This is a genomic window from Acinetobacter lwoffii (genome assembly GCF_024129735.1).
Classification (GTDB): domain Bacteria; phylum Pseudomonadota; class Gammaproteobacteria; order Pseudomonadales; family Moraxellaceae; genus Acinetobacter; species Acinetobacter lwoffii_H.
In genome coordinates, this window is record NZ_JAMXXK010000030.1 from 1 (window position 1) to 16,176 (window position 16,176).

General features: G+C 44.2%; 12 protein-coding genes. 6 read left to right on the top strand and 6 right to left on the bottom strand.

The window, feature by feature from the left end; translation table 11 throughout:
- Positions 1-557: 557 nt before the first annotated feature.
- From NI469_RS09720 to NI469_RS09740, 5 genes are all read left to right on the top strand, one after another.
- Entirely contained in the window at positions 558-3,221 is a 2,664-nt protein-coding gene (locus tag NI469_RS09720) for a TonB-dependent receptor (RefSeq protein WP_153566855.1), read from the top strand.
- 148 nt (positions 3,222-3,369) lie between these two features.
- A complete protein-coding gene (locus NI469_RS09725; RefSeq protein ID WP_253175000.1) occupies positions 3,370-4,071 on the top strand; it encodes an energy transducer TonB in 702 nt (233 codons plus the stop codon).
- A 37-nt stretch (positions 4,072-4,108) separates the two neighbouring features.
- Positions 4,109-4,990, top strand: a complete 882-nt coding sequence (locus NI469_RS09730) for a MotA/TolQ/ExbB proton channel family protein (protein ID WP_253175002.1) — start codon at positions 4,109-4,111, stop codon at positions 4,988-4,990.
- A gap of 16 nt (positions 4,991-5,006) precedes the next feature.
- Positions 5,007-5,432, top strand: coding sequence for an ExbD/TolR family protein (locus tag NI469_RS09735; protein WP_253175004.1), 426 nt, complete (start codon positions 5,007-5,009; stop codon positions 5,430-5,432).
- A 21-nt stretch (positions 5,433-5,453) separates the two neighbouring features.
- Positions 5,454-5,870, top strand: coding sequence for an ExbD/TolR family protein (locus NI469_RS09740; RefSeq protein WP_153566852.1), 417 nt, complete (start codon positions 5,454-5,456; stop codon positions 5,868-5,870).
- A 55-nt stretch (positions 5,871-5,925) separates the two neighbouring features.
- On the opposite strand, the gene ftn is transcribed toward NI469_RS09740, so the two are convergent.
- A complete protein-coding gene (ftn, locus tag NI469_RS09745; protein ID WP_004279207.1) occupies positions 5,926-6,390 on the bottom strand; it encodes a heteropolymeric bacterioferritin subunit Ftn in 465 nt (154 codons plus the stop codon).
- 342 nt (positions 6,391-6,732) lie between these two features.
- Here ftn and NI469_RS09750 point away from each other — a divergent pair, with 342 nt between their 5' ends.
- Complete coding sequence (locus NI469_RS09750) at positions 6,733-7,800, top strand: SDR family oxidoreductase (RefSeq protein ID WP_253175006.1); 1,068 nt, start codon at positions 6,733-6,735, stop codon at positions 7,798-7,800.
- Between the two features lie 70 nt (positions 7,801-7,870).
- On the opposite strand, the gene ligA is transcribed toward NI469_RS09750, so the two are convergent.
- The 5 genes from ligA to NI469_RS09775 form a co-directional block, all read right to left on the bottom strand.
- A complete protein-coding gene (gene ligA, locus NI469_RS09755) occupies positions 7,871-9,910 on the bottom strand; it encodes an NAD-dependent DNA ligase LigA (protein ID WP_071851490.1) in 2,040 nt (679 codons plus the stop codon).
- 109 nt (positions 9,911-10,019) lie between these two features.
- The gene (locus tag NI469_RS09760) at positions 10,020-10,985 is read right to left on the bottom strand and encodes a cell division protein ZipA C-terminal FtsZ-binding domain-containing protein (protein ID WP_253175007.1); all 966 of its coding nucleotides are present in this window, start codon (positions 10,983-10,985) and stop codon (positions 10,020-10,022) included.
- A gap of 1 nt (position 10,986) precedes the next feature.
- The gene (gene smc, locus NI469_RS09765) at positions 10,987-14,439 is read right to left on the bottom strand and encodes a chromosome segregation protein SMC (RefSeq protein ID WP_253175033.1); all 3,453 of its coding nucleotides are present in this window, start codon (positions 14,437-14,439) and stop codon (positions 10,987-10,989) included.
- A gap of 11 nt (positions 14,440-14,450) precedes the next feature.
- Positions 14,451-15,146, bottom strand: a complete 696-nt coding sequence (locus tag NI469_RS09770) for a GntR family transcriptional regulator (RefSeq protein ID WP_005262529.1) — start codon at positions 15,144-15,146, stop codon at positions 14,451-14,453.
- Positions 15,147-15,346: 200 nt separating this feature from the next.
- The gene (locus tag NI469_RS09775; protein WP_253175009.1) at positions 15,347-16,150 is read right to left on the bottom strand and encodes a sulfite exporter TauE/SafE family protein; all 804 of its coding nucleotides are present in this window, start codon (positions 16,148-16,150) and stop codon (positions 15,347-15,349) included.
- Positions 16,151-16,176: the final 26 nt, after the last annotated feature.

Genomic DNA, 16,176 nt, shown 5'->3' on the forward strand with positions numbered 1-16,176 from the left:
AAGGATTATCTCTTGAATTAAATAATTTTGCTGATTAATTTAAGATCAAATAAATTGTACGTTTTTTGATTTATGACGGAAGTCTATTAATTTAATATTTATTCTTAAAATCTAGCTCCAAGCCTAGTCTGCACAAAAATAAACCAGACCTGTTTCATATTATTGCATCCTCCCACTACTTCAACCTAAGAAAATACATACATAAGCAAATGAAATATATAATTATTATCTTATTAAATTATTGTATATTTTATGTAAAAATCATGCACCATGATTAAACTTTATTCAATTTCCCTTTCAATTTTAGATTCCATTCTTATTCATTAAATATTTATTTTTTACTTTCTCATGGTTTCCTATAGAGACTTTCTTCAGATTTTAAACCCTACTCTCTTAATATTTCTTCATCAGAACTTAGTACACCTCCAAAAAAATCAAATTAAATATAATTTTTTCAATCACTTAATATTTTTTAAAATTAATAATTTATAAGTTGGCATTCGCTTTGCTTAAGTCCTCCCAGCACTACTTCACATAACAAAAGGGTGAAAATTACGATGAAAAAAAACAAATTGGTCGGATCTATGGGGGCTCCAACCGTTGGCAAAAAACTCATCAAATTAAGCGCGTTAAGCTTAAGCATGATGTGTCTTTCGCTGGCACATGCAGCAGATGAACCAGAAAACTCCGCTGCACAACCTACCAAGGTTGAGAAAGTGCGAGTTACTGGATCATCTATTAAAGGTGTAGCCGCACAAAGCGCCTCACCAATCACGATTATTAAAGGTGAAGATCTGGTGAATCAGGGGGTAACCACTGTAGAAGAAGCATTGATGAAAGTCAGTGCCAACCAAGCAAGTTATGTCACAGCACAAAATGTCGGTGCCAGTAATACCAGTGGTTCAACAGCAAATTTACGTGGTCTTGGTTCGGATAAAACTTTAGTTTTAATTAATGGTCGCCGTGTTGCAAGCAGTGCATTTGGTACCGATTCAACCAACTTAAACAACATCCCTCTCGCATTGGTAGAGCGCATTGAAGTCTTACGTGACGGCGCATCTGCAGTCTATGGTGCAGATGCAGTGGGTGGTGTAATCAACTTTATTACGAAAAAGCAATATGAAGGCGTGGGCATTACTTTAGGTGGTCAAATTCCTGAAGAAAAAGGCGGCGAAAAAATTGACGTTTCGATTTTTGGGGGATATGGCGATCTAGATGAACAAGGTTTTAATGTCTACGGTGTGATCGATTACCGAAAACAAGATACGATTTGGGCAAAAGACCGTAAAGTCAGCCGCCGTGGTGGGGTACTTCCTGAATTAGGAATTGATGGCAGTTCAGCAAATGCTTTCCCTGCAAACTTCTACGATCCTATCACAGGTATTTTGGGTAACCCTTATGGGGATAATTGTTTAAATACCAAAGATACTGTTGCTGAAGATGGTTTCTGTTATTTAAATACCCAAACTGTTATTGGTATTGTGCCTGAACAAGAGAATCTTTCTGCGTTAGGTCGCGCAACTTTCAAATTGTCAGATAACTTTAATGCGATTGGTGAGTATATCTATGCACGTGATGAAGTAACCACTTCAATTGCGCCTGATGTTTATAGCCGTAGTGTGACCTTGCCTTATGCCAGTCAATATTACCCTGGCAAAGGTATTACTCCAGCAGTTGATGGCTTGGCGACTAACACATTACAACTGTATCTACGTTCACAAGGCGGTAACCGTGTTTCTAAGTCAATTAACGAATCGAACCGTATCTTTGCAGGGATTGAAGGTGAAGCATACGGTTGGGATATGAATGGTGGTGTTACTTATGCAAAAAGTGATGCGACTGACAGTTTCGTAAGTGGTTATTTAAACCGCAGTAGAGTTCAGGCTGCACTTGATAATGGAACTTTAAACCCATTTGGCCCACAAGCAGCAGCCAATGCCGGCTTATGGAACACTTTTGATGTCAAAGGCGATACCAATCAGGCATCTTTAGAATCCACTACAATTGACTTTACCGTGAGTCGTCCAATCTACACACTGCCTGCAGGTGATGTCGGTTTTGCACTCGGTGGCAGTTTCTCCAAACAAGACTGGGAAGCAACTGTAAATTCTGAAATTGTTGCTCAAGTTCCAGGCAGTGGTATTGATCCAAATAAACCAAAAAGCTCAGGCGATCGTGACATTAGTGCAGTATTTACTGAACTCCAAGTACCTTTATTGACCAACCTGGAATTACAGTTGGCTGCTCGTTATGATGACTATAGCGATTTTGGTGACACCTTTAATCCTAAAGTGGCTTTACGTTGGGAACCAGCTAAAGAACTCATGTTCCGTACTTCTTACAGTACTGGTTTCCGTGCACCAAGCTTATATGAGGTCAATGCTCCTTCGGTCAGAACTTGGACTGGTGCAAGATATAATGACCCGATTCTTTGCCCGGGTGGTACACCAACTGAAACCAGATACCAAACTGAATGTAATACCCAGTTTATCCGTACACAAGGCGGCAATTCTGAACTAGGTCCAGAAGAGTCAACATCTTACATGGCTGGTTTTGTCTTTGAACCGATCAAAAACTTAGTTTTCACTGCCGATTACTACAATATCGAAATTGAAAACTTAGTGGGAACGATTGGTGAAGCATCAATTTTTGGTGATCCAGAAAAGTATGCTCAATACTTTGTTCGTAATGCAGAAGGTCGTATCGATCATATCTCAACTAACTTGATTAACTCCGGTGGCTTGAAAACCCAGGGGATTGATTTGAGTTTGAACTATCTTTCTCCAATGACGGCAACTGGCCGCTTCGGTTTTGGTATTGACGGTACTTATGTGATCAAAATGGATTACCAAAGCGAACCAGGCGGCGAGTGGGAAGGTTATGTCGGTGTTTATGATGACCCAGCAGTGGTTCGCTGGAAACATACTGCAAACATGAACTGGTCTTATGAAAACTGGAGAATGGTGTTTGAACAACAGTTCGTTCGTGGTTATGAAGACTATTCAGAAGAACGCGATGTTGCTGACTACACCGTATACAACATTTCTGGCACTTACAAAGGATTTAAAAATCTGGAGCTAACTGCCGGTATTAAAAATATGTTCGATGCAGAACCACCTGCCTCTGACGTAATGGATAACTTCCAATACGGTTATGACCCACGTTATAGCGATCCAACAGGCCGTGCTTACTTCTTACGTGGTACCTATAAATTCTTTTAATTAATTACTTCGCAAACACTGCTGCCAAGCGGTGTTTGCAGTTTTCCCCCGTTTAATTTTAGCCAAACAAAAAATAATGCTGCCTGTAATCAAAAAAATTTCTCATCAGTGCACTATTTCCTGTTTGTCTTAAATTCTAGGAGTCATGATGGGCACAAAGTTTGAAGACTTAGAAAAAAACTCCGCCAAAAAACTGACTGGTATTGGGGTCGTTGTTTTTTTGCATATCCTGGTTGGCCTAGTACTCATGGCTGGTATGGCAAAAGACATTATTAAACCGACGGAACAGCCGGTTGAGCTAATGATTATTCAAGATATTAAGCCGCCTGAACCTGAGCCACCAAAAGAAACACCACCTGAACCACCAAAAATCGTGGAAAAAGTGGCACAAGTGCCTGAGGTGAAACCGGTTGAAAAAGTAGTTCCTGTACAGAAAACACTTCCAACGCCAACCCAACCGACAACTGCTGCAGTACCTACTCCCGTTGCAGCGAGTCCTTCACCAAGTCCGGTAGCAGCACCGGCTCCAGTAGTCGCAGCCGCTCCAGCACCAGCTCCTCCACCCGCTGGTGTCACTCGTGGTGTTTCACAAGGTGAAGCAGGTTGTAAACGCCCAGACTATCCACGTGATGCACTGATGAATGAAGAGCAAGGTGAAGTGCTGATCTCTGTATATGTAAATACCACCGGCAAGGTCCAAGATGCCAAAGTGAAAAAGTCGAGCGGTAGTCGTGCGCTGGATCGTGCAGCATCCAAGGCCTTCAGTTTATGTACCTTCAAGCCAGCAATGAAAAATGGCGAGCCGCAAGAATCTTGGTATGACATTCCATATGAATTTGTCCTTGACTAACAGATACAAAAGATAAAGAAAAATCAGGAGATCCACAATGAAAAAATCACTAAAACCTTTAAAAAATATGACTGCTGCTGGTCTGATTGCCATGAGCACTTTATTGCCCCTGCAAGCAGTTTTTGCCGAATCGCCTGCTACGCCAACCAGTACCGTAACGGAAACAGCGGCAACACCAGCGACAGCGGTTGAACCGACGCCTCCAGCACCTGCTGCGGCTGAAGAACCTGCTCACAATCCTTATGGTCTGGAAGCCATGTGGAAAGAAGGTGATATTGTTTCTAAAGTCACCCTGTTCATTCTGGTCATTATGTCGATCGGCACCTGGTACATCATGATCAGCAAATGCCTACAACAAGGCAAGATTCGCAAACAGGCTAAGCAAGCTGAAAATACTTTCTGGGAATCATCTTCTCTAGATAATGCAACCGAGAATCTGGATGAAGCCAGCGTCTACCGTTTTATTGCGGAAAAAGGTATCAAGTCAACCAAAAATCATGGTGGCACATTACTTGAGCGTATTGATTTCAATACCTGGGTCACCATTTCGATTTCCCGTGCAATCGACAAAATCCAGAACCATCTGAGTGGCGGTTTAGCCTTCCTTGCGACAGTAGGTTCTACTGCGCCCTTTGTTGGCCTGTTTGGTACGGTTTGGGGTATCTATCACGCACTTACCGCGATTGGTGTTTCTGGTCAGGCTTCGATTGATAAAGTAGCAGGTCCAGTGGGTGAAGCACTAATCATGACAGCGATCGGTCTGGCAGTCGCAGTTCCTGCGGTACTCGGCTACAACTGGTTGACTCGCCGTAATAAAGCGGTCATGGAAGAAGTACGTACCTTTGGTTCTGATTTACACGCAGTATTACTCAGCGGTGAAATTACAACCAATAATCCTGTTAATCGTGACGTGAAGTAAGAGTGAGGTATCAGCCATGGGAATGATGGTCAATTCAAACGACAGCGATGATGAGGTAATTGGAACCATTAATACCACACCTTTGGTTGATATTATGCTGGTTCTGCTCATTATCTTCCTGATTACTGTACCGGTTGCCATTCATACCGTACCAGTCGATCTGCCAGAAGAACGTAATGTCCCGTATGAAACCAAGCCAGAAAATGTTCAGCTGGCCGTCAATAAAACTGGCGATATTTTCTGGAACGAAATCTATATCGCAGATAAATCAGTTTTACTGACCCGTTTACAGGCAGAAGCCCAAAAACGTCCGCAGCCTGAAGTGCATATCCGTGGTGATCAGATAACGCCTTATGAAGCAATTGATCAGGTGATTAGTACCACCCAACAGGCCGGTATCGGCAAAATTGCTTTTGTCACCACTCCGCCCGCTACACCTTAAGCACAAAGAGGGATTAAGTTTATGGGTATGAATGTTGGTTCAAATCAAGATGATGATGTGATGTTAGATGTCAACATGACGCCACTGATTGATGTCATGCTGGTCTTGCTGATTATGTTTATTATCACGATTCCATTACCAAATAACTCGATTAATATTGACCTGCCAAATGGCACGCCTCCTGTAACCGATGAAAAACCGCCGGAGCTGGTGGAATTACGTCTGGATGCACAAGGTAAGATTTTCTGGAATGATCAACCAGTAGAAAATACCCAGGCTCTGGAAAATTTATTCAAGACAGTAGCGCAAAAAGCGGATCAGGATCAGATTAAAATCAAAGCAGATCGTGCCACTGAATACAAGCATATTGCGATGGTCATGGCGGCGGCTCAACGACTGGAAGTCAAAAAAATTGGCATTATGAGTAACAACAACTAAGCATTTTCAAGATATAAAAAACCCAGCATGTGCTGGGTTTTTTATTCATCCGGTTTTACATCTGTGACTGAATATAATTTTGCAGACCAATCAGTTCGATTAAGCGCAATTGTTTTTCTAACCAGTAAGTATGGTCTTCTTCGGTATCCGACATTTGCTGGCGTAACATATCACGGCTGATATAGTCACCTTTCTCTTCGCACAGTTTGATGCCCTGCGCCAGTTTTTCCCGCACATGATATTCAAGTTTTAGATCGGCTTTCAGGCAGCTCACCACATCCTCGCCAATCTCAACGTCATCGCGCTGCATGTTTGGCGTTCCTTCAAGGAACAGAACACGACGGATAATCGCATCCGCATGCTGGGACTCTTCTTGCATTTCGTGATCGATACGTTCAAAGATTTTGGTCAATCCCCAATCTTCATACATACGAGAGTGAATCAAGTATTGGTCACGAGCAGCCAGTTCGCCACCGATCAACATATTTAAATAATCTACGACTTCTGGATTTCCGCGCATTTGAATAACTCCCTACCTGTATTTTGCTATTATGGCGAAAAGCAATTGAATTTGCAAAGCTTAACCATGGTTAAATATTTGATTTTTATATAATTAAAATGAGAAGTACTTGCATTTACACTTCGTTCTTAATGAAATCCCATTTATAAAACAACACTTTGCATTTTCATTACGCTTGCCAATAACCTAAAACCGGCAAATAAACACATGCGTTAAAATTTGTAAATCTTAATTTTGACCAGACAGATTCATTCTTTTTGTATAAACATCACTGCATTGGCGTACTTCATGCTTAAATTTCGCTTATCATTCACACAAATTTAAAACAACAACGGTTCCGATATGACACATCCACAAACAACAGCGCCTGTTCTGGTTACCGGTGCATCGGGTTATATTGCCAGCTGGGTCATCCAGAAATTACTCACGCAAGGCTATACTGTACATGCCACGGTACGTGACCTAAATAAAAGTAAAAGCTTTGCCCATTTAGAAAAAATTGCCGACAGCACACCGGGAACTCTCAAGTTATTTCAGGCCAATTTATTAAGCCCGGGTTCTTTTGATCAGGCGATGCAAGGTTGTGAAATTGTCTTTCATATGGCCTCACCTTTTGTGGTCACCAACTATAAAGATGCAGTCAAAGATATTATCGAACCTGCGGTATTAGGCACTGAAAATGTACTGAATAGTGTCAATCAGACTGAATCAGTGAAACGCGTAATCGTCACATCGAGTATCGCATCCACTTATGGCGATGCCATTGATATTCTACAAACTGAGAATAACAGTTTTGATGAATCCCACTGGAATACCACCAGTTCGGCCACACATCAGCCTTATCCTTATTCCAAAGTCATGGCAGAGCGCAAAGCCTGGGAAATGGCTGAAGCACAGAATCGCTGGGATCTGGTCTGTATCAATCCTGCACTGGTTTTTGGTCAATCCTTAACGCCAAATACCCAATCCGGTAGTGTGGAAGTTCTGCAACAGTTTGCCAATGGCATGACTTTGCTTGGCGTTCCACCGATGTGGAATGGCGTGGTCGATGTTCAAGATGTCGCTGAAGCGCATATCCGTGCTGCGTTTAATCCGCAAGCGCATGGCCGTTATATCATTTGTAGTGAAAGCTTGAGCCTGCTGGAAATGGGCCAAATTCTGCGGGCACATTTTGGCAATAAGTTTCCCTTCCCGCGCAATCAATTGCCGAAGGCAGCCTTTAAAATGTTCGGGCCTGTAGCAGGTTTTAGCCGTAAATTTGTAGAGCTGAATATGGGTTATCCAATTTTCTTTAATGCGCAAAAAAGTAAAGATGAGCTCGGCATTGAGTATCGTCCGGTGAAAGAAAGTCTGGTTGAACATTTCCAGCAGCTACTCGATGATGGTGTTGTGAAAAAATATATTCCTTAATCTTTTTATGCAAAAAGCCACCCGAAGGTGGCTTTTTTAACTCTTATTCTTTCATGAAATGTGCAGAGATTTAGGCTTCAAGCTGACCATAGTCTTGCATCAAGCCAATAAACTGTTGTTCATTGATCACTGGAATACCAAGTTTTTCTGCTTTATCCAGTTTTGAGCCAGCTTTTTCACCCGCAACCACACATTTGGTTTTGCTGGATACACTGCCACTGACTCGTGCACCTAAGGCTTGCAATAACTGGGTTGCATCATCTCGTCCCATACTGCTTAAAGTCCCGGTGACCACCCAGCTTTCGCCGTTTAACGGCTGACGAGTCGGTGCGATCGGTGCATCCCAGTGAATACCGGCAGCCAGTAAACGATCCAGAACTTCCAGATTATGCGGTGCCTGAAAGAAATCCAGAATCCATTCCGCAGTGATATCACCTACATCCGGAGTTTTCTTTAAAGCCTCCAGATCGGCCTGACGCAAGGCATCCAGCGTCTGGAAAGTATTGGCCAGCATCCGCGCCGTAGTTTCACCCACCCCACGAATACCGAGTGCATAGATAAAAGCAGCCAGTGTGGTCTTTTTACTGTTTTCAATGGCATCCAAAAGATTCTGAACCGATTTGGCGCCCATCTTTTCAATACCAAGCAAAGTCTCACGATGTTCATGCAGATGGTAAATATCTGAGACATCTTTTAAAAGATTTAGATGTAGCAGTGACTCTACCCAGCGATCACCCAGCCCTTCGATATCCATGGCCTTACGCGACACAAAGTGACGAATGGTTTCGATCCGCTGCGCAGCACAATAGAGTTCGCCAGAGCAACGGGCCAATGCTTCACCTTCCGGCATCACCACGGGTGAATCACAGACTGGACATTGCTCAGGCAAATGCACTTCAACTGCATCAACCGGGCGAAATTCCGGCCAGACTTTTTCAACTTTAGGAATCACATCGCCACTACGATAAACACTAACTGTATCGCCAATACGCACATCCAGACGGTGAATTTCGCCAATATTGTGCAGGGTTACATTAGATACTGTTACTCCGCCGACAGCGACTGGATTCAAACGCGCGACTGGAGTTAATGTTCCAGTACGACCGACTTGCCAATTAATATTTTCTACCGTAGTCAGTGCTGCAACTGCCGGAAATTTATAGGCGGTGGCCCAACGCGGTTCACGGCTCAGGAAACCAAGCTGTTGTTGCTGTTTCAGGTCATTGACCTTGATTACCATGCCATCGATTTCGACACTGAGACTGGCACGCTCATCAATAATCTGTTCATAGACCTTTTGCACGTCCTGAATACTGTCACAGATAAAGTGACGCTCGCCAACCGCAAAACCGAACTGATGTAACCATTCCAGACTGGCAGACATGGTGGTTTGACCATGATGCGGTACACACTGTGCAATCCCATAAGCATAAAAAGCCAATGGCCGCGAGGCAGCAATGTTCGGATCCAGCTGACGCAAACTTCCTGCCGCAGCATTACGCGGATTGGCAAAGGTCTTTTCACCTTTGGCAGCATTGGCAGCGTTCAATTTTTCAAAACCGGATTTCGGCATTAGCACTTCGCCGCGTACTTCCAGCAAATCGGGAATGATACCATTCACCGGAGATAAAAGTTTCGGCAGGTTGCGAATGGTTCTGACATTCTGGGTGATGTCTTCACCGGTTTCTCCATCGCCGCGCGTCACTCCACGCGTCAATACGCCATGCTCATACCAGAGTGAAATGGCCAGACCATCAAATTTCAGTTCAACATCATATTCAATTTTTTGATTTGGCAAACGTTCTTCAATACGGCGGGCAAAAGCCAGCAAATCTTCCTGATTAAAGACATTGCCTAATGACAGCATCGGCACGGCGTGTGTTACGGTCACAAATTTTGAAAGCGCCTGCCCACCCACTTTATCGGTTGGGCTATCAGACTGGATCAGATCAGGATATTGTTGTTCTAAGGCTTTGAGCTGATGAAAGAGCTGATCATATTCACTGTCTTCAATGCTCGGTTGATCCATCACATAATAAGCATGGTTATGCTTGGCAAGCAGTTGAATCAGTTGACGCATTTGCGCAATGACAGTGGCATCTTGGGTCATAATTTCACCATAAAAAAGGGCGGAAAATCCGCCCTGTAGAATATTCAGCTTTTGGCTATTATAAAAATTGCAGTCTACAGATTCAACTTGGAGATTGAACAAAGCAGCCTTAAACTTCCGTACCTTGTCCAGCACGATAATCAATTGCCTGATGGCGCCAGAATTCACGTAATTGTGGAGTAAATTCCTGTTGATTCTGGTCATAGACCAGACCGTCCACTTCACGGGCAATCAGACGTGAAATACTGTCCATGGTATCAAACGCATTTTGTACATCGCTATGCGGTAAAGCCAGGAAGAATGCCAAACCTTTCACTTCCTGCGTTGATAAGGTTTCCAGATCAAAGCCTTCCATTCCGGTATCGGTCATTTGCAATACTGAAAACAGCAGTTTTGAACCATCTTCACTATAACGGTGGAAACAGGCCAATTCACCATAACGCAGGCCATATTTCAATAAAACCTTCAAGGTTTTATCACCCGAAAGTACACGGGCTTGCGGATAGATATGCAAAGAAATAATGGTTTCAGCATTGGACAAAGCACTTTCTTCATCCACTATTTTTTGCTCATGCAGATGTGCATCCAGAATACTACTTTCATCATTAAATTCAGAAATTTCTGCTTTTTCGATGTTGCTGTTCAGGCTGAATTCAGGCATTTCTTCCTTGGTTTCAATCTGGCTATTCTTCTGTTCCGCTTCTACCTGTTGAACATCTGCTGCCGTGACTACCGACTTTTCCACTACTTCAGCTTCTGTTGACGGGGCAGCTACAGGAGTTTCGACTGCTTTTGGCTCAACCGGAGTTGATTCAGCCTTGCGAAAGGCGGAAGGCTTTTCAGGAGCCGGTTCATCTATACCCAAGCTTGGCTCGATACGATCAGATTCGACATCCTGTTGTGCCAACTGAGAACGTACATGCCTTGGAATGATCGGGGTCTGGCTATCCGGGTCGATATGCAGGTTGGCATCCAGTGAAGGTACAGCCTCTACAGGTTTTTTGAACAGCATTCTTATACCAAACAGCATAATCACAATTGCGATAACAATCCCGATAATGGTGGTGATTTCCATATTATACCTCCGCAGCTAGGCCGTATTCTTTTGCCTGTTCCAAATTAACTGTCACTAATTTTGATGTTCCCGGTTCAGGCATGGTTACACCTAAAAGATCAGTCGCCATCATCATTGCAAGTTTGTTATGGGTAATATAAATAAATTGCACGTGTTCAGAAAGCTCTTTAACTAAATTACAAAAGCGTCCCACATTGGCATCATCCAGCGGTGCATCGACTTCATCCAGTACACAAAATGGTGCCGGATTTAAGCGAAAAATCGCGAATACCAATGCTAATGCAGTTAAAGCCTTTTCTCCACCCGAGAGTAAGGCCAATGAGCTGTTTCGCTTACCTGGTGGTCGGGCCATGAGTTTTACACCCGACTGCCAGCCATCTTCAAGGCTTAAACTCGCCTCACCGCCTTCAAACACTTTCGGGAACAGGTTTTGCAGTTCAGCATTGACCTGGTCAAACGTGTGCATAAACAGTTTACGGGTTTCCTGATCAATACTCTTCATCGCAGCCTGTAGCTGTTCAACCGTATTTTCCAGATCCTGCATCTGGTGACTCAGTTCCTCATAACGTTTTGACACTTCTTCATATTCTTCGGAAGCCGCCAGATTGACTGCACCGAGTTTATCAAACTGGGCCTGAGCTTTTTCCAGCTTCGCCTGATGAGCTTTGATATCAATATCTAGCCCGGAAATTACTTCACTATTCAATTCTTTCAGTTGTTCAGAATAATGCTGCAAATCAGATTTGGCTGCCTGCCAGGCCAGACGTTTTTCTTCCAGTGTAGTACGGAGTTTTTCATCCTGCTGCTGAAAACTGTGACGCTGTTCGGTCAGCTGCTGCTGTTTGTTCTGCACCTGATTTAATTCAATCTGCCAGTCAGCCCAAGTCTTTTGCAGCTTTTCAGTGATCTGCGCCTGTTCATTGAACTGGCTCTGTAAAGCAGGTAATTCCAGCTGTACCGGATCGACAAACTTTTTGGCTTGTTCGATTTGTGCAGTAATTTGCTGAGACTGTTCTTTTAGGAAAACCTGATCTTTTTCCAGTAATTCAATCTGCTGCTGGCTTTGCACATTTTGCCGGCGCAACACTTCCAGTTCCTGCTGCGCTTGCTGATTGAGCTGCTGTGAGTCATCCAGCTGAGCACTCAATTCTTCTAGCTGGAATTGCAGGGTTTTATAATTTGGTAGCGCCTGTTCCAGTTTGATATTCAAGGCATGCAGATCAATTTCCAGATCATCTTTCTGCATGGCATCTTCTTCAAGCTGCTCATCCAGTTGTTGTAACTGATGCTGTAATTGCTGCTTTTGCAATGCGAAAGCCTGAGCACTACTTTGTACTTTGGCAATATTGACATCGAGTTGCTGCAGCTGCTTTTGGGTATGCTTGTGCTGCTCACTGATGCTTTGAATCCGGCTTTGCAAAGCTTTAACCTGATCGGTGAGTTCAGGTAACTGCTGCTCCAACTGCATAAACTTAGGTTCAAGTTCTGCAAGTTGCTGCTCGATTTCATCCAGACGGATTCGATGACTCAATGCACCTTGTCCGGCCTGACTAGCTTCATCATAGTCCAGTGCAATCATCCAATCCGCACCAACATGGTAGCCATCTAAACTCAGTAATGTCTGGCCTTGTAATAACTCAGTTTGAAGAGGCAATGCTTGCGCTAATGTATCTACGACCGCGACTTGTTGCCACAGTGAATAATGTGGAGATTCAATCCAATCGGCCAGACACATCGTATTGGCAATCTGAATTTTATTCTGAACAGCCTGTTGCTTTAACTGACGCGCACAATCTTCAAGGAAGTGCTCGCCCTCTGTCAAAATCTGGGCAGACAGCCACTTAGCCAAAAACTTTTCGATCAGGCTGGCATGTACCTTGCCTGCATCATTGAGCTTAAGTACATGCATTAACTGTATCGCATTACTCTTGGCATTTGGGTTGGCTTTGGTCAGTAATTGGCTCAGGTTTTTCTTTTCTGAATGAAGTACCTGAATTTCAGATTTGAGCTGCATCAGCTGTTGTTGACGACTCGCCTGCTCTTCCTGAATCTGCTCGAATTGAGTTCTTAAATCTGTTAATTGAATTTCATAGCCAACGATTTGCTGTTCAACTTGGGCTTTGTCTGCCTGATACTGCTCCAGCTCATCTTGCTGCGCCTGTTGCTGAATCTGTGCACTTTGCTGTTGGAGTGTCTGTTTCTGTTGTTCAATCCGTTCAATATTCTTTGCCAGTTGCTCGCTTTGAGCCAGCATTTGCAATTTACGCTGTTGCTGCTGTTCGACCTGAGTTTTAATCTGTGCGAATTGCGCTGCTACTGAACTCTGCTGGGATTTGAGCTCACTCAGATTCTGGCTTTGCGCCTGACTCTGGCCATCTTGCTGCTGCAATTGCGCCTGCTGATCTTCAAATTGCTGCTGTAAAGTATCGAGTTGCAGTTCAATCAACTGCAAACGCTCTTTGGTTTGGGCTTTTTGCTGTTCCAGCTTGATCAGACTGCTGGAATTCTGCTCTAGCAAAGACTGCTTTTGTTGCAGGGTCATTTCCAGTTCAGCCAGTTTTTTCTCGGCCTGTTGCCATTCACTTTGCAAAGGAGTGGATTGCTGAATCAGACGCTGGAACAGTTCACTGGTGCTGCCCAAATCATGTTCAACGCTGGTCAGTTCGGAACGTACCAGCTTAAAGTTTTCCCCGAGCGTATTCATCTCAAGGGTATATTCTTCCTGTAAGCGCTGGCTCTGCTCACATTGAAAAGACAGAATTTCGATCTTAATCGTACGGATCTGTCCTTCCAGTTCTTTATATTGAATTGCACTTTCCGACTGACGTTTCAAGGTTTTTAACTGGGATTTCAGTTCGGAGGCGATATCTCCCAGACGCGACAGGTTTTGTGTGGTGTGATCCAGATGCAGCATCGTTTCACGGCGACGCGCCTGATAGCGTGATACACCCGCGGCTTCTTCAATATAAACCCGCATTTCATCTGGCTTGGCATCGACCAGACGGTTGATCATGCCCTGCTCGATAATCGCATAAGAACGTGGCCCAAGACCGGTACCAAGGAAAATATCGGTAATATCACGACGACGGCATTTGCTGCCATTCAGGAAATATTCGGACTTGCCATCGCGGTTGACCTGACGGCGTACTGCCAGTTCATTATAGGCATTATAAGCACCGCCCAGCTTGCCATAGGTATTGTCAAAGCGCAGTTCTACACTGGCCATGCCCACCGGTTTACGTTTCGCAGTTCCGGTAAAGATGACGTCCTGCATGCTGCCACCACGCAGCTGGCGCGCACTGGACTCGCCCATGACCCAGCGTATGGCATCAATGACGTTAGATTTACCACAACCATTCGGTCCCACGACCGCAGTACGATTATCTTTAAAATGCAAAGTGGTACTGTCGGCAAAAGATTTAAAGCCTGAAAGTTTTAAACTGCTTAAACGCATAATGTCCTGATTTAACGTCGTGAGCGTCTGGCCCACGCGAGTTCAATTTGTTTCATCCGTGTCAGAGATTCCAACACAAGGTTGCGCAAGTGTCGACAAAAATCTTCCATAAATAAAGTGGCCTGATGGCTTTTTCGTATCAAAATTGCTTCAGTGACCAGTTTAAATAAGTCAAAAGATTCCTGTAACTCGCGTCTGGAAATATTCAGGGTCAAAAAATAGCTCCGACGTAAAGAAGGCAGCAGTTCCTGATAGTAGCGCATCAGATAAGGATTCCCGACCATCTCATGCTGCTGGGCCATGCCCTGAAAGATCAGATCATAAAACTTTTCAGTGTGTCCTTGGCGGGTTTCTGCTTCCAATTGCTCTAATAATAGCTGAATACGCTCAGCTTCATGCACCCGCCAGGTTTCCGCCATGCGATGCACCATCTGCCCGAGCAATAACGAGGTCATATCAAATAAGGCACGCACCTGCAAGGCCGACATTTCCGAGACAATCGCCCCACGGCGCGGAAAGATTTCAATCAGCTGGGTGCGTTCCAGCAAAAGCAGGGCTTCACGAACCGAACCCCGACTGACATCGAGCTCCGAGGCAATCCTGAGCTCCTGTATACGTTCGCCTTCGACCAGTTCACCGCGAATAATCTGTTCGCTAATGTGCTTGGCAATCTGCTCAGACAAACTGTGCGCTTGTTCTAATGGCATACCGTTCCTGTCTTTATTTTTATGGATACTGGTTTAGCCCTTTATTTGGACTATGTTGCTATTAAACGGGTTTTTATCCATAAATACTTTGACATTGTCAGACAATCTTATGTCTATATAGCCAACTTAGGCCCATAAAAAAGGAGAATAATGAGCTATTCTCCTAATACGGTACATCAGTCCAACCTAAAAAATTTAAATCAGGCCATAAAACCTTGATAAATAAAATACAGGCCGACGGTGGTCAGTAGAGCAGCAAAACATTTTTTTAATACGGCCGGTGAAAGCAGATGTGCCACTTTTGCCCCCAGCTTGGCCGTGAAAAAACTCATCATGCTGATCCCAATAAAGGCATAAATATGAATATAGCCAATAGTATTTGGCACGGTGACCTGCGCCTGTTTACCAAACCAGATAAACCCCAGCACACCTGCAACTGCAATCGGTAAACCGCAAGCCGCAGAGGTCGCTACGGCTTTTTGCATTACGATCCCGCAGCGATTCAGAAATGGGACGGTCAGACTTCCCCCACCAATCCCAAAGATGGCCGATGCCACACCGATCCCGCCACCTGCAGCAATTTGTACCGGGGTTGAAGGCAATTTTTGATTCGGATCAATTTGAATATGCGCCCCCCTGAACATCCTAAATGCCACCCAGACCGCAAAGAAGCCAATCAGTAACTGTAAACCCTGACCAGATAAATAGTCGGCAATCCCCGCACCCAAGAAAGAGCCAATGATCAGACCTGGCGCCAGATTACGAAATACGGGCCATAGCACTGCCCCTCGTTGATGATGCGCCATAACCGAGCTGATAGAAGTCACAATAATTGTTGCCAAGGAAGTGCCCACCGCCATATGCATAATCACGCTGGGATCGTACTGGAGCTGGGTAAAAACAATGTAGAGGATGGGCACAATAATCAAACCACCGCCGACCCCAAACAGGCCTGCTGTGAATCCGGCAATTGCACCAATCAATAAATATATGATTAACTCCATAACGATATTTACCACGTTTAGATTCA

What these genes read in the sequence shown, in the direction of transcription:
- ftn (WP_004279207.1), bottom strand. Translation starts at nt 6,390, where the DNA reads ATGCGCGGAAATCCAGAAGTCGTAGATTATTTAAATATGTTGATCGGT.
- NI469_RS09770 (WP_005262529.1), bottom strand. Translation starts at nt 15,146, where the DNA reads ATGCCATTAGAACAAGCGCACAGTTTGTCTGAGCAGATTGCCAAGCAC.
- NI469_RS09775 (WP_253175009.1), bottom strand. Translation starts at nt 16,150, where the DNA reads ATGGAGTTAATCATATATTTATTGATTGGTGCAATTGCCGGATTCACA.
- ligA (WP_071851490.1), bottom strand. Translation starts at nt 9,910, where the DNA reads ATGACCCAAGATGCCACTGTCATTGCGCAAATGCGTCAACTGATTCAA.
- NI469_RS09725 (WP_253175000.1), top strand. Translation starts at nt 3,370, where the DNA reads ATGGGCACAAAGTTTGAAGACTTAGAAAAAAACTCCGCCAAAAAACTG.
- NI469_RS09760 (WP_253175007.1), bottom strand. Translation starts at nt 10,985, where the DNA reads ATGGAAATCACCACCATTATCGGGATTGTTATCGCAATTGTGATTATG.
- NI469_RS09750 (WP_253175006.1), top strand. Translation starts at nt 6,733, where the DNA reads ATGACACATCCACAAACAACAGCGCCTGTTCTGGTTACCGGTGCATCG.
- NI469_RS09740 (WP_153566852.1), top strand. Translation starts at nt 5,454, where the DNA reads ATGGGTATGAATGTTGGTTCAAATCAAGATGATGATGTGATGTTAGAT.
- NI469_RS09735 (WP_253175004.1), top strand. Translation starts at nt 5,007, where the DNA reads ATGGGAATGATGGTCAATTCAAACGACAGCGATGATGAGGTAATTGGA.
- NI469_RS09730 (WP_253175002.1), top strand. Translation starts at nt 4,109, where the DNA reads ATGAAAAAATCACTAAAACCTTTAAAAAATATGACTGCTGCTGGTCTG.
- smc (WP_253175033.1), bottom strand. Translation starts at nt 14,439, where the DNA reads ATGCGTTTAAGCAGTTTAAAACTTTCAGGCTTTAAATCTTTTGCCGAC.
- NI469_RS09720 (WP_153566855.1), top strand. Translation starts at nt 558, where the DNA reads ATGAAAAAAAACAAATTGGTCGGATCTATGGGGGCTCCAACCGTTGGC.